The 13,158-nt window shown below is 73.1% G+C and carries 11 protein-coding genes; 2 read left to right on the top strand and 9 right to left on the bottom strand.

Features of this window, described 5'->3' with window-relative positions:
- Positions 1 to 85 precede the first annotated feature (85 nt).
- Both ACFY7C_RS15675 and ACFY7C_RS15670 read right to left on the bottom strand, forming a co-directional pair.
- On the bottom strand, positions 86 to 469 hold the full coding sequence (locus ACFY7C_RS15675) for a DUF3037 domain-containing protein (RefSeq protein ID WP_345490587.1): 384 nt from the start codon (positions 467 to 469) through the stop codon (positions 86 to 88).
- A complete protein-coding gene (locus ACFY7C_RS15670; protein WP_389649727.1) occupies positions 466 to 1,323 on the bottom strand; it encodes a HipA family kinase in 858 nt (285 codons plus the stop codon). Before ACFY7C_RS15670 ends, ACFY7C_RS15675 begins: the two co-directional genes overlap by 4 nt.
- A 127-nt stretch (positions 1,324 to 1,450) precedes the next feature.
- Between ACFY7C_RS15670 and ACFY7C_RS15665 the strand changes: the two genes are divergently transcribed.
- Positions 1,451 to 2,437: an NAD(P)/FAD-dependent oxidoreductase gene (locus tag ACFY7C_RS15665; protein WP_389649724.1), complete on the top strand. Its 987-nt coding sequence runs from the start codon at positions 1,451 to 1,453 to the stop codon at positions 2,435 to 2,437.
- A gap of 81 nt (positions 2,438 to 2,518) precedes the next feature.
- Here the strand turns inward: ACFY7C_RS15665 and ACFY7C_RS15660 are convergent, their stop codons facing one another.
- The 5 genes from ACFY7C_RS15660 to ACFY7C_RS15640 form a co-directional block, all read right to left on the bottom strand.
- Positions 2,519 to 3,121 (bottom strand): helix-turn-helix domain-containing protein, encoded by a 603-nt coding sequence (locus ACFY7C_RS15660; protein WP_389649721.1) that lies wholly within the window; start codon positions 3,119 to 3,121, stop codon positions 2,519 to 2,521.
- A gap of 144 nt (positions 3,122 to 3,265) precedes the next feature.
- The gene (locus tag ACFY7C_RS15655; protein WP_389649718.1) at positions 3,266 to 4,408 is read right to left on the bottom strand and encodes an acyl-CoA dehydrogenase family protein; all 1,143 of its coding nucleotides are present in this window, start codon (positions 4,406 to 4,408) and stop codon (positions 3,266 to 3,268) included.
- A gap of 4 nt (positions 4,409 to 4,412) precedes the next feature.
- Complete coding sequence (locus ACFY7C_RS15650) at positions 4,413 to 5,162, bottom strand: thioesterase II family protein (RefSeq protein WP_389649715.1); 750 nt, start codon at positions 5,160 to 5,162, stop codon at positions 4,413 to 4,415.
- A gap of 2 nt (positions 5,163 to 5,164) precedes the next feature.
- Positions 5,165 to 6,811: a GMC family oxidoreductase gene (locus ACFY7C_RS15645; protein WP_389649712.1), complete on the bottom strand. Its 1,647-nt coding sequence runs from the start codon at positions 6,809 to 6,811 to the stop codon at positions 5,165 to 5,167.
- Entirely contained in the window at positions 6,808 to 10,095 is a 3,288-nt protein-coding gene (locus ACFY7C_RS15640) for an amino acid adenylation domain-containing protein (protein WP_389649709.1), read from the bottom strand. The genes ACFY7C_RS15645 and ACFY7C_RS15640 overlap by 4 nt, the downstream gene beginning before the upstream one ends.
- A 224-nt stretch (positions 10,096 to 10,319) precedes the next feature.
- Here ACFY7C_RS15640 and ACFY7C_RS15635 point away from each other — a divergent pair, with 224 nt between their 5' ends.
- Positions 10,320 to 10,907 (top strand): flavoprotein, encoded by a 588-nt coding sequence (locus ACFY7C_RS15635; RefSeq protein ID WP_389649707.1) that lies wholly within the window; start codon positions 10,320 to 10,322, stop codon positions 10,905 to 10,907.
- 61 nt (positions 10,908 to 10,968) lie between these two features.
- Here ACFY7C_RS15635 and ACFY7C_RS15630 read toward each other — a convergent pair whose 3' ends face one another.
- A complete protein-coding gene (locus tag ACFY7C_RS15630; protein ID WP_389649704.1) occupies positions 10,969 to 11,376 on the bottom strand; it encodes a RidA family protein in 408 nt (135 codons plus the stop codon).
- A 294-nt stretch (positions 11,377 to 11,670) separates the two neighbouring features.
- Positions 11,671 to 13,128 carry an NAD(P)/FAD-dependent oxidoreductase gene (locus tag ACFY7C_RS15625; protein ID WP_389649701.1) on the bottom strand — a complete coding sequence of 486 codons (1,458 nt, stop codon included), beginning with the start codon at positions 13,126 to 13,128 and terminating at the stop codon, positions 11,671 to 11,673.
- Between the last annotated feature and the right edge of the window lie 30 nt (positions 13,129 to 13,158).

The raw sequence follows: 13,158 nt of genomic DNA, 5'->3' as shown, positions 1-13,158 counted from the left end.
CAGACGAGACGCTAGAAGCCCTGGCACCCGGTGTCAACGGCCCACCGGGTGCACCGGATCACTCCGTGTTCACCAGCGCGCCCGCTCAGCGCACCAGGAGGTCGAGCAGACGTTCCACCTCGGCCTCGGGATCGGTGGTCAGGCCGGTGTGCACCGGGCCGGGCTGGACCACCGTCGAGCGGGGCGCGATCAGCCAGCGGAAGCGCCGGCCGGCGTCGTCGCGGGCCGCCTGGCCGGCGGCCTCGCCGCCCGCGCAGACGCCCTCGACGGCGTGCAGCGCGGCCCGTACGCCGGTGACGTCGGCGGCCGGGTCGAGCGCGGCGAGCTTGGCCTCGTCCAGGTGGGTGCGGGCCGCCACGAAGGAGCGGGCGCGGCAGTAGACGACCACGCCGGCGTTGAAGCACTCGCCGCGTTCGACGCGGGGCACCACGCGCAGCAGCGCGTACTCGAAGACATCGCGGTCGGTCACGTGGTGCTGTCCTTCTCGGTGGCGTGCTCGGTGGCGTGCGGCCGGGGGGCGAGGCGTTCGGCGAGCCAGCCCGGGGGCTGCTGGGGCCGCCGCTCGGAGCGGGGTCCGAGGGTGATCCGCTCGTGGATGGTCGCGGCGCGCGGCAGCAGCGCCGCCACGTACGCGGCCCGCACCTCGTCGGTGCTGTCGAAGCCGGGCTCGTCGACCAGCCATTCGTCGGGCACGTCGGCCGCGACCTCGGTGAGCAGCTCGCGGGTGACGAGCGGGGCGAGCTCGGCGGCCGCGGCGGCGACGTCCGGCGCGAAGGGCGCGAGGGCGTGGTCGGAGGCGTCGTAGGGCTTGGCGGCGGAGGCGGTGGCACCGGGCCAGTGGTGGTGCCAGATCATGGTCGCGCCGTGGTCGATGAGCCACAGGTCGCCGTGCCAGACCAGCATGTTCGGGTTGCGCCAGGACCGGTCGACGTTGTTGATGACCGCGTCGAACCAGACGACCCGGCCGGCCTCCTTCGGGTCGACCTCGTAGGCGAGCGGGTCAAAGCCGAGCGAGCCCGGGAGGAAGTCCATCCCGAGGTTGAGCCCGCCGCTCGCCTTGAGCAGCTCCTGCACCTCCTGGTCGGGCTCCGAGAGCCCGATGACCGGGTCGAGCTGGAGGGTGACGAGCTCCGGCACCCGCAGTCCGAGCCGGCGGGCGAGCTGCCCGCAGATCACCTCGGCCACCAGGGTCTTGCGGCCCTGTCCGGCGCCGGTGAACTTCATGACGTACGTGCCGAGGTCGTCGGCCTCGACGATCCCGGGGAGCGAGCCGCCCTCGCGCAGGGGCGTGACATAGCGGGTCGCTGTCACTTCTGTAAGCATCCCGCCAGGCTATCCATTCGTCCTCGCTCCCTCGGAGATCCCCCGTCCGGCGGGGCCGTCCCGGGAACGGCAACAAAGATTGCCCGGTGTGGCGGCGGACCGCAGTCTGGCGGCGGAGGTGATCGCCATGACCGGCGCCAACGACACCAGGAACCGAACCTCGTACGACGTCATCGTGATAGGCGGCGGGGCGGGCGGGCTGAACGCCGCGCTCGTGCTCGCCCGGGCCCGTCGCACCGTAGCCGTCGTCGACTCCGGGGAGCCCCGCAACGCTCCCTCGGCCCACATGCACAGCTTCCTCTCCCGTGACGGCGTCCCCCCGCTCACCGTGCTCGAGGCCGGCCGCGCCGAGATCGCGCGGTACGGCGCGGTCCGGATCGAGGGCCGGGTGGACCAGGTCGAGGCCGGGGAGGCCGGAGGGTACGTGGTCCGTCTGGAGGGCGGCGCGACCCTGGACGCCCGGCACGTGGTGCTCGCCACGGGCCTGCGCGACGAACTGCCGGAGATCCCGGGCGTGCGCGCGATGTGGGGCGAGGACGTGCACTTCTGCCCGTACTGCCACGGTTACGAGGTGCGCGACCAGCCGATCGTCGTGCTCGGCGTGCACCCGGCCTCGCCCGGGCAGGCGCTGCTGCTGCGCCAGTGGTCGCCGCACGTCGTGTACGTGCCGCACAGCCGCCCGCTCGACGACGAGGAGCGCGAGCGCATGGACGCCCGCGGTGTCGAGGTCGTCGAGGGACCGGTGTCCACGCTGCTGGCCAAGAACGGGCGGCTGTACGCGGTGGAGCTGGCCGACGGACGGACGCTGGAGTGCGCCGGGGTCTTCCTGTTCCCGAGGATGACCCCGAACGACGGGGCCTTCGACGGCCTCGGCTGCGAGAAGGACGAGCAGGGCTGGCTGGTCACCGACCGGGCCGGCCGCACCAGCCGCCCCGGCCTGTGGGCCGTGGGCAACGTGGTGGACCCCCGGGCCCAGGCCGTCACCGCGGCCGGCATGGGCGCGGCCGCCGCCTTCTACCTCAACCACGACCTGGTGGACGAGGAGATCGAGCGCGACCTCGCCGCGCACCGCGCCGCCGCGGACGCCCCGGAGGTGTCGGTCCCCGCGCCCTGAGCGGACGAGCGCCGGCCTCGGCGCCGCCTCCGTCCCGCGTCCGGCGCCTCGCGCCCCCGACGCCCTACGCCCGCCTCCGGATCACGAGTCCGAGGCGGGCGTCCGGCGTGTGGGGCGGGCGCGCACGTGCATCCGCTCGCCCTGGCGGCCGAAGACGCTGAGGACCTCGACGGGCCCCTCCCCCGTGCTGCCGAACCAGTGCGGCAGCCGGGTCTCGAACTCGGCCACCTCGCCGGGTCCGAGGACCAGGTCGTGGTCGGCCAGGACGAGCCGGAGGCGGCCGGAGAGCACGTACAGCCACTCGTAACCCTCGTGGGTGCACAGCTCGGGGGTGGAGCGGCCGGCCGGCAGGACCATCTTGTAGCTCTGCAGCGGTCCCGGTTGGCGGGTCAGCGGCAGCACGGTGTTGCCGTTCACCGCGTGCGGCTTGAGCCGGACGCGCGGATCGCCCACCTCCGGGGCGCCGACCAGTTCGTCGAGGGGTACCTGGTGGGCCTGGGCGATGGGCAACAGCAGTTCGAGGCTGGGGCGGCGCTGTCCCGCTTCGAGGCGCGACAGCGTGCTCTTGGATATACCGGTGGCCTCCGACAGCGCGGCGAGGGTGACACCGCGGGCGGTACGCACCCGCTTGAGCCGGGATCCGACAGCGGACAGGGCCTGGGTGATCGTCGGTGACTGCTCCACGCCGTCATTAGAACGATCCGTTCCCGAACTCGCAACCAAAGGTGCGGTTTTCGGACCATGTGTGCCCCGCTCCCGGCCATGTCGGCCGGGAGCGGGGCACGGTGTCCTCAGGGGGCCGTGTCCTCCAGGGCGCGGCGGGGCGCCTCAGAGGCCGAGGGACCGGCCGATCAGCTCCTTCATCACCTCCGTGGTCCCGCCGTAGATCGTCTGCACCCGGCTGTTGGCCCACTCCCGGGAGATCGCGCTCTCCTTCAGATAGCCGTAGCCGCCGTGGATCTGGAGGCAGCGGTTGGCGATGTCGACCTGGAGCTCGGTCGTCCACCACTTCACCTTGGCCGCGTCCGTCACCGACAGCCGCCCGGCGTTGAGTTCGGCGACGCAGTGGTCCAGGAAGACCTGGGCGATGGTGAGTTCGGTGTCCATCGTGGCGAGCTGGAAGCGGTTGTGCTGGAAGCTGCCGACCGTCTGGCCGAAGACCTCGCGGGTCTTGGCGTACTCCAGGGTGTCCGCCAGCATCCGCTCGGCCGCGGCCACCGCCACGGTGGCGATGCTCAGCCGTTCCCTGGGCAGCCCGGCCATCATGTAGGCGAGACCGGCGTTCTCCTTGCCGATCAGGTTGTCGGCCGGCACCCGGCAGTCGTCGAAGAACAGCTCGCAGGTGTCGCTGGCGTGCCAGCCCAGCTTCTCCATGCGCCGCCCGCGGGTGAAGCCGGGCGTGCCGCGCTCCACCACGATCAGGCTGATGCCCTGCGCGCCCCGGTCGGGGGCCGTCTTCGCGGCGACCACGACGACGTCGGCGTTCTCGCCGTTGGTGATGAAGGTCTTCTGCCCGTTGAGGACGTAGGAGTCACCGTCGCGGACCGCCGTGGTGCGGATGTCGGCGACGTTGGAGCCGGCGTCCGGCTCGCTCATCGCGATCGCCGCGACGAGCTCGCCCGCGCAGAGTCCGGGAAGCCAGCGCTTGCGCTGTTCCTCGGTGGTCCGGTCGGTCAGATAGGTGGCGATGACGTCGTTGTGGGCGACGAAGCCGGGCGCCGTGGCCCGCGCCCACATGATCTCCTGCGAGAACACCACCGGGTAGCGGTAGTCGGGCTCGCCGCCACCGCCGTACGCGGGGTCCACGCCGATGCCGAGGAGGCCCGCCTGCCCGGCCTTGCGCCACACCTCGCGGTCGACGATGCCCTCCCGCTCCCAACGGGCGTGGTGCGGCAGCACCTCGCGGTGGAGGAACTCCCGGCAGGTGACCCGGAACTGCTCGTGGTCGGCCTCGTACCTGCTGCGTGCCATGCGGTCACGCCTCCCCGGGGTCGGTGTCGTCGACGATGGCGGTCAGGGTGTCCTTGGGACGCTGGACGGCCGCGAAGTGACCGCCGTCGATCTCCAGTCGGCGGACCGGGGCCGTGCTGTGCGCCTCCCACTGCCAGACCTTCTCCGGCGGGGCGTGCACGTCCTCGCGGGCGGCGATCAGGGTGAGCGGGAAGTCCACCCGCAGCCCGCACGCCTCCTGGGCGAACTCGGCCCGGACGGCGTCGTCCTCGCGGAGCATCCGCAGCAGGATGCGGCTCATCGTCGGGTCGGCGAGGACGGCGGCCGGCGTCCCGCCGTCGGCGGCGGTGCGGGCGAGCAGGTCCTCGTCGGACACGGAGTCGAGCAGCGGACCGGGCCGCTGGAGCCCGGGCGGGATGCCGCCGGAGAGCACGGCCCGCTCCGGCGCGACGCCGACCTGGCGGGTCACCTCCGCGGCCACGGCCAGGCTCATCGTCGAGCCGAAGCTGTGGCCGAAGGTCGCCCAGCGCAGGCCGGGCACCCGCTCGCGTTCGGTGAGCAGGTCGGCCACCACCTGCTCGGCCATGCACCGCACGAGGGCGTGGTAGCCGGCGGCCTTGCGCTCCTGGCGGCGGGTCCCGCGGCCCGGGGCGTCCACGCCCCGGACCAGCAGGTGCGGCTCGCCGAGCGGCTGCCAGCCCCGGTAGACCAGCGAGGTCGCCCCGGCGTGCGGGAAGCAGTAGAGCCGCACCGGAGGCCTTGATACGGGCTGCACGGTCACTCCTTCGTACTGCGGGCCAGTTTCTCGGCCAGCATCAGGGTGGTCAGGTTGGTGGGCGCGCTGGGGATGGTGGGGAAGAGCGAGGCGTCGGCGATCCGCAGGTTCTCGGTGCCGTACACCCGGCCCTCCTGGTCGGCGACCGCCCACGGGTCGGTCTCGGGGCCCATCCGGCAGGAACCGGAGGCGTGCCAGCCCGGGTTCATGATGTGCCGGACCCCGCTGCGCAGCACGCCGTCGTTGGCGACCATCCGGTCGCTCCAGAACTGGGTCTTGACCAGCCGGCTCGACAGGCCCGGGGAGCGCAGGAAGCTCCAGGCGCGGCGCACGCCGTGGCACAGTCGCTCCACGTCCTCGTCGTGGGTGCCGATGCCGAGTTCGATGACCGGGGCGGCGTACGGGTCGGCGCTGTCCAGGAAGACCCGGCCGCGGGAGCGGGGGCGCATCAGCATCACGGAGATGCCGACGACCAGCGGCCAGCCGAGCCGGTCGACGAAGCCGGGGATGGTGTGGCTCTCCACGTTGTTGAGCAGCCCCATCTGGACGTCGACGTCGTCGTCGTAGCCGCTGCTCATCCTGGCCGCGACCTGGCGCCAGGGCAGGCCCGGGGTGCAGACGCCGTCGGCCGGCTTCGACCAGATGACGACCGAGGGGTGGTCCACCAGGTCGCGGCCCACTCCGGGCAGGTCCGCGACGGGCGTGATGCCGAGGGCGCCGAGCAGTCCGGCCGCGCCGACGCCCGAGCGCTGGAGGATCACGGGGGTGCCGACGGCCCCGGCGCTGAGCACGACGTGCCGTGCCCGGACGGTGGTGAGCGTGCCGTCGGCCTCGGTCTCCACGCCGACGGCCCGGTTCTTGTCGAACAGCACCCGGGTGACCCGGACTCCGGTGCGCAGGTGGAGGTTGGGCAGGTCGCGGACGCCGCTGAGGAAGGCGGTGGAGGCGTCGATGCGTTCGCCGTCGACGGCGTTGCCGGGGATCGGGCCGACGCCGGCCTCGTGGCCGTCGTTGAGGTCGAGGAGGTCGCCGACGCCCTGCCGGTTGCATTCCTCCCAGAACGCCGTGTCCAGCGGGTGCACCCGGTCGCGCGGGGTGCGGTGGATCGGCAGCGGGCCGCTGTCGCCGTGCAGCCGGCCGGGGTGGTCGGCGTCGTTCTCGATGTCCTTGTAGAAGGGCAGCACGCGCTCCCAGGACCAGTCGGGATTGCCGGCGGCCTCCCAGGCGGCGAAGTCGCGGGGCAGCCCGCGCAGGGCGATGGCGCCGTTGACGGCGGAGCCGCCGCCGACGACCTTGCCGAGCTGGTACGGGAAGCGTTCCCGCAGGGCCCGGGCCGCCGCCCTGCCGCCGGTCTCCCCGGTCTCGGGGGTCGCCGCGCCGCCCCGGACCAGCTCCTCCAGGCGGGTGCTGGTGCGGAGGTTGGCCCGGTAGTCCCAGTTGTGGCCGGCCAGGACCAGCCGCCCGGCGTCGGCCAGCGGGTGGGACCGCTCACGGGGCCGCGGCTGGTCCTCGCCGGCCTCGATGAGCAGGACGTTCCCGGAGTCCCGGGCGGCGAGCCGGGCGGCGGTGACCGCTCCGGCGGAGCCCGCACCGACGATCACGTACTCCCACTCGCGGTCCTCCGCCGCGGGAACGGGCCGGCTGCTCATGCCGCGACCTCCTCGGCCTCGTCGATGCCGGCGAGCAGATCGGCGAAGGAGGCGATCGAGGCGTTCATGAACAGCCCCTCGACCATCTCCTGCTCCGTGTCGGCCTCGATGCCGAACTCGGTGCGCAGCAGCGCGAGCAGGCCCACGGCGTGCAGGGAGTCGCCGCCGATGTCGAAGAAGCCCTCCTCCACGCCGAAGTCGCCGTGGCCGAGCTGCTGGGTCCACAGAGCGAAGAGCCGCTCCTCGATCCGGCTGCGCGGCGCCACCCGCGCGGAGGCGGTGTCGGAGTCGTCGTTCCACGGCGTGGGCAGCGCCTTGTGGTCGATCTTGCCGTTCGTCGTCAGGGGCAGGGTGTCCAGGGTGAGGAAACGGCTGGGCACCATGTAGCCGGGCAGCAGGGCGGTCAGCGCCTCGCGCAGTGCGGCCGGGTCCGGTTCGGCCCCGGGCTCGGGAACGACGTACGCGGCGATCTGGCGCTGTCCGGTACGGGCGTGGGCGGGCGCGGTGACGAGCGCGGTACGCACTCCGTCCTGGCGCAGCAGGGCGGCCTCGATCTCGCCCAGCTCGACCCGGTAGCCGTTGATCTTCACCTGGAAGTCCTCGCGGCCCAGGATCTCGATGTCGCCGTCGGGCAGGTAGCGGCCGAGGTCGCCGGTGCGGTAGACGCGCTCACCGGTGACGGGGTGGACGAGGAAGCGCTCGGCGGTGCGCTCGGGATCGCCGAGGTAGCCCTGGGCCACGCCGACGCCGCCGATGTAGATCTCGCCGGTGACGCCGACGGGGGACGGCTCCAGCCACTGGTTGAACACGTGCATGGTCTGGTTGGCGAGCGGCTTGCCGTAGGGGATGCTCGACCAGTCGGGCCGCACGCTCTCGATCGGGTGGTGGATCGACCAGATCGAGCCCTCGGTGGCGCCGCCGAGGCTGATCACCCGCATCGCGGGGATCTTCTCGCGGATCCTGTTCGGCAGGTCCACCGGGATCCAGTCGCCGCTCAGCAGGGCGAGCCGCAGCCGGCAGCCGCGCGGCACTCCCCCGTCGCCCAGCGAGTCGATCCACATCCGCATGGGCGCGGGCACGCTGTTCCAGATGGTGACGCCGTAGCGGCCGATGAGCTGCGACCAGTGGGCGATGTCGTTGCCGCGCGCCGGGTCGGGCACGACGACCGCGCCGCCGGCGCCCAGGACGCCGAAGACGTCGTACACGGACAGGTCGAAGCCGGTCGGGGCGAGCGCCATCGTCCGGTCGTCCTCGCCGACGCCGAAGCGCCGGTTGATGTCCTGCACGGTGTTGGCGGCGCTGCGGTGGGTGATCATCACACCCTTGGGCTCGCCGGTGGAGCCCGAGGTGAAGATCACGTAGGCCAGGTCGTCGTGGCCCTGCCGGCGCGCGGGTCGCTCGACGGGGCAGGCGCGGGTGGCCTCGTCCTCGGCGGTCACCACCGTCACCCCCGGCGGCCAGGCCAGCGAGTCGCGCAGTTCCGGTTCGGTGACCACGGCCCGTACGGAACATCGGGCCAGCAGCTTCAGGCGCCGCTCCTCGGGCAGTTCCGGGTCGATGGCCACGTACGCGGCGCCGGAGTGCAGCACGCCGAGCAGCGCGGAGTACTGGGCGGCGCCCGGCCGCATCGACACGGCGACGATCTCGTTCGGCTCGGCGCCGGGGCCGTCGATGAGCCGGTGGGCGATGCGGTGCGCGTTCTCGGTGAGCTCGCGGAAGGTGGTCTCGGCGCCGGGCGTGACGACCGCGACGGCGTCGGGCCGGCGGGCCGCCGCCTCGGCGACCAACTCGTGCAGCAGGGCCGGCGGGATGTCCTCGGCGGTGGCGTTGGCCCGCTCCCGCTCCTCGCGCTGCGCGGCCGGCAGCGGCACGACCCCGCGGGTGGCGTCCCAGACGGAGGCGTCGTCGACGAGCCGGTCGAGCAGGGTCACGTACGCCTCGAACATGGCCTCGAGAGTGCCCTCGGGGAACAGGCCCTCGACGACGTTCCAGTTGACCGAGAGCCGGCCGTCCAGTTCGAGGATCTGGTTCTCCAGCCACACCTGCGGGGTCCGGCTGTGGTCGTGGACCAGCTCGCCGAAGGACTCGAGGCGTCCCGCGTCCGGCCCCCCGTCGCCGGCGCCGAGCGTGCTGGAGAAGACGACGGGCATCGAGGCCCGGCCGTCGTCCCTGCGGCGGGCCAGGTCGCGCAGCACCCTGATGCCGCCGTGCGCGGAGTGCGCCAGGTCCTCCAGGGCCTGCCGCTGCACACCGCGGGCCCGCTGCTCGAAGGTCTCCTCGGCGGCGCCGCGGACGGCGAGCAGGCTCGGCGCCAGGAAGTCGCCCATGACGGCGTCGAGCTGCGGGTGCAGGCCCAGCCGGTGGAACTGGGTGACGGTCAGGGTGAATTCCTGCCGGCGCGACCAGGTCCGCACCACCTCGGCGTACGCCGCGAGCAGCAGGCCCGTGGGGGTGAGGCCGTGCCGGCCCGCCTGGGCCCGCAGCGCCGCCCAGCGCTCCGGCGCCAGCACCGCGCGGTGCCGTACGAAGCGGGGGGTGCCGAGCTGCTCGGGCGCCGCGGCGAGCGGCAGCTCGGGCGCGGGCGGCAGGGTGTCGAGGCGGTCGGCCCAGTAGGCGGCGGCCTCCCGGCCCAGGGTGTCATCGCGCAGTTCCTCCTGCGCGAGCACGTAGTCGCGGAAGGACAGCTCCAGCGGCTCGGGGCTCCGCTCGGGCTCGTCGTAGAAGCGGCGCCACTCGTCGAGGAGCAGGCGCAGGCCGCGCATGTCGAGGAAGAGCAGGTCCACGGCCAGGTGCAGCCGGACCCGGTCGTCGTCGAGCAGCGTGGCGCGGATGTCGAAGAGCGGCGCCCGGTCCACCGGCAGCACCTGCTCGGTCAGTTCGGCCCGGATCCGCTCGATCCCGGCGGCCAGGTCCTCGGCGCCGCGCCCCCGCAGATCGTCGGTGCGGATGACGTACGGTTCCACCTCGTCGGCGGCGAGGACGCGCTGGGTCTGGTCGGGACCCGCCACCGTGCGCAGCGCGTCGTGCCGTGCGACGACCTTCCGGAGGGCCTCGGTGAGCCGGTCCACGTCGAGGCCGGGACAGTCGAACTCCAGGTAGTACTGGCTGGAGATGCCGCCGAGCTCCAGGCCCTTGTGGCGGCCGATCAGGTAGGCCTGCTGGATGTCGGTGAGCGGGAACGGCTCGTGACGGCGCTCCGGCTGCGGCTTGAGGTCGGGCAGTCGGGTGTCGTCCAGGCGGGGGTGGCCGGCCCCGCCGCGCAGCTCCGCGAAAAGATCCTCCATCGAGATCCGCCCCTTTTCATCAGATTGCCCTGACGGGCTTTCGAATTCCTATACGAAAAGGGAGGTTAGAAGGGCGGGTATGGGGCCTCAATACGGTCCGACCGTAGGGATGACCGTAGGGTTTGGACCGCACTCGACCGCCGCTGGACCCGCGCCCGACTCCCTTACTCGGGACCGGATTTGACCATTGACCGACGGCGGGACCACGGCGACATCATCGGGGCATGGAAATTCAGAACTCCTCCCCGGGGACAGCCGGGAAACGCATACTCGTCGGAGCCACCGGTTCGATTGCGGTGACCCGGCTTCCGTCGTATATCGAGGCGATGCGCCGGCAGATCGCCGGCAGCACGTTCACGGTGCTGCTCACGCACACCGCGGCCTCGTTCGTCTCCCCCGAGAGCCTGGCGCTCTTCGCCGAGCGGGTGGTGCACGGGGAGTCGCCGGCGGACTGGCCGACGGACAAGCCGTCGCGGCTCGCCGCCGACCACGACCTCCTCGCGGTCCTGCCGGCCACCGCCCACACCCTGGCCGCCGCGGCCGGCGGGGCCGCGCCCAACCGTCTGATGACGGTGGCGCTGTCGGTGGACTACCCGGTCGTCTATTTCCCGGTGATGGGCGCCAAGATGTGGCACAAGCCGGCCGTGCAGCGGAACATCGCCCGGATCCGGGAGGACGGCGGGCTGGTCAACGAGCCGGAGTGGCACGACGGTTTCGATCCGACCACGGGCAGCGTCAGCCACCACCCGGCGCTGCCGTCGCCGGAGACGGTGGCCACGGTGATCGACGACCTTCTCGCCAAACAGCACTGAGCCCGCGGACGCGTGAGGCCCCGCCGGATTCCGGCGGGGCCTCACGGGTGTGCGGGGCGGTTCAGGAGGCGATGGCGGTCGCCTCGACCTCGATGAGGAAGTCGGGCTCGGCGAGCGTGGCGACACCGACCAGGGTGGTGGGCCGGATGACGTCCGCGCCCAGCTTGGCCGCGGCGCGCTGGGCGCCGGCGGTGATGGCGTCCCACTTGTCGAGCGACCAGTCCACGACGTAGACCGTCAGGCGCAGGACGTCGTCGAAGGTGGCGCCGGCCGCCTCGAGGCCGGTCGCGATGTTGAGGTAGACCTGCTCGGTCTGGGCCTCGAGGTCGCCCATGCCGACGGGCTCGCCCTCGGCGGTGCGCGGGGTCTGGCCGCTGAGGAACACCACCCGGCTGCCGGTGCCGACGGCCAGCTGCCGCCATCCGTAGGGCTTGGGAAGACCGGGCGGGTCGATCGCCTCGACTGCCATGACACTGTCCTTTCTCGAAGTGCCGTGGGGGGGGGGGGGGGGGGGCCCCCCCCCCCCCCCGCCGGGGGGGGGGGGGGGGGGGGGGGGGGGGGGGGGGGGGGGGGGGGGGCCGTCGGGGCCCCGCCCCCCCCCCCCCCCCCGGGGGGGGGGGGGGCCCCGGGGGGGGGCCCCCCCCCGCGCCCCCCCAGCCGGGCTCCGCTCCGGGCGGGGGGGGGGGGGGGGGGGGGCCCCCCCCCCCCCCCACGGCGGCGGTGTGGTGCGGGAAGGAGGAGCAGGGAGGAGAAGCGGGGAGGGTCAGCTGTTCTCGCGGCAGGTCGCGTAGTACTTGCGCAGCAGGCTGACCAGCTCGGGGTCGAAGCGGGAGGCGAAGAGCAGCTCGGCCGGCGGGGTGAACTCCGGGTCCAGCTCGTTCGCCCAGGCGAGGGTGGCCGGGCGCAGGTCCATCTCGATCCACTGGTGCCACTCGACCGGGATCGTCCAGTCCTGCTCGTAGCCGATGCCCATCTGGTGGTCGATGAGGACGTCGACGATCTCCTCGCGGGTGCCGGTCTTCAGGGGCCGGCGCAGCGGCGCGAAGCGGTCGAGGTCGGCGACCGGCTCCTCGCCGAGGATGCGGGCGGCGAAGTCCTGGGCCAGGAGCGGGGAGAGGTGCAGGCCGTCGCGGTAGGTGCCGGTCATGATCCACAGGCCCTGCATGCCGCCGTGGCCGAGCAGCGGGAAGCCGTCCATGGACACCGGACGGTTGCCGACCTGGACCTTGGCGACGTCGCTGTTCCAGAGGTTGCGGCGGACCTGGCGGTGGGCGCACTGGAGGAGGAAGACCAGGTCGCGCATCTCGGCGGTGTCGCGCGGCTCCACGGAGATGACGTTGGTGGCGCCGAGGTACACGTGCCCGTCGCCGCGCGGGACGACGTGCAGACCGCAGGCGAAGGAGCGGTTGGGGGTCCGGATGACGCTGTCCGGGTTGGTGCCGTCCACGGTCTTGATCAGGGAGGAGACGCCGTAGCCGCTGACCAGGCGGGGGACGCGGGAGCCGATGGGCAGGCTGTCCAGGAGCTCCTGGCTGTTGGCTCCGGCGGCCAGCGTGACCTGGTCGGCGCCGATGGTCCGGCCGGAGGTAGTGACGACGCCGGTGACGCGCTCGCCCTCGTACACGACGCGGGTGGCGAACTCGGGGACCAGGGTGGCGCCGGCCCGGACGGCCGCCTGCTCCAGCCGCTCCAGGAGGGCGGCGGCGTTGACGGCGTGCTCGCCGGGTATGTGGAAGGCCTTCAGCGGGCGGGAGATCGGTTCGGCGTCCACCCAGTCGAGGTCGGTGGGCTCGACGTCCTGGTAGGGCTCGTCGTAGCGGTCGAGCTCGGCCCGGATGGCGTTGTAGTTGGCGTCGTCGATCTCGGCGGTGCCGATGGTGTTGAGGATGACGGTGGTGCCGTCGGCGGTCTTCACGGGGGCGCCCTCGGTGCCCGCCTCCAGCTCGGCCAGCCACTGCGGCCACAGCTTGGTGGCCTGGATGCCGAGCTCGAGCTTGGCCCGGCCGTGTTCGGTGGCGAGCAGCGAGGTGGTGACCTCACCGAAGGAGCCGAGCATGGCTCCGGCGGCGGCCGAACCGGCCCAGGGGCGGTGTGGCCGGCCGAGCACGGCGACGCGCTGTCCCCGCTGTGCCAGGACCCAGGCGAGCGAGAGTCCGAGGACTCCGTTGCCGGCGATGACGACGTCGAAGCCGGTGGTGTTCGCGTTCCCGTTGGCGCTCATGACATTCCAATCTTCCGGGGCGGTCGTGTC

It is taken from the genome of Streptomyces sp. NPDC012769, assembly GCF_042901205.1.
GTDB lineage: Bacteria > Actinomycetota > Actinomycetes > Streptomycetales > Streptomycetaceae > Streptomyces.
The sequence above is the reverse complement of the archived record's forward strand: the minus strand, read 5'-3'. Positions and strand labels throughout refer to the sequence as shown.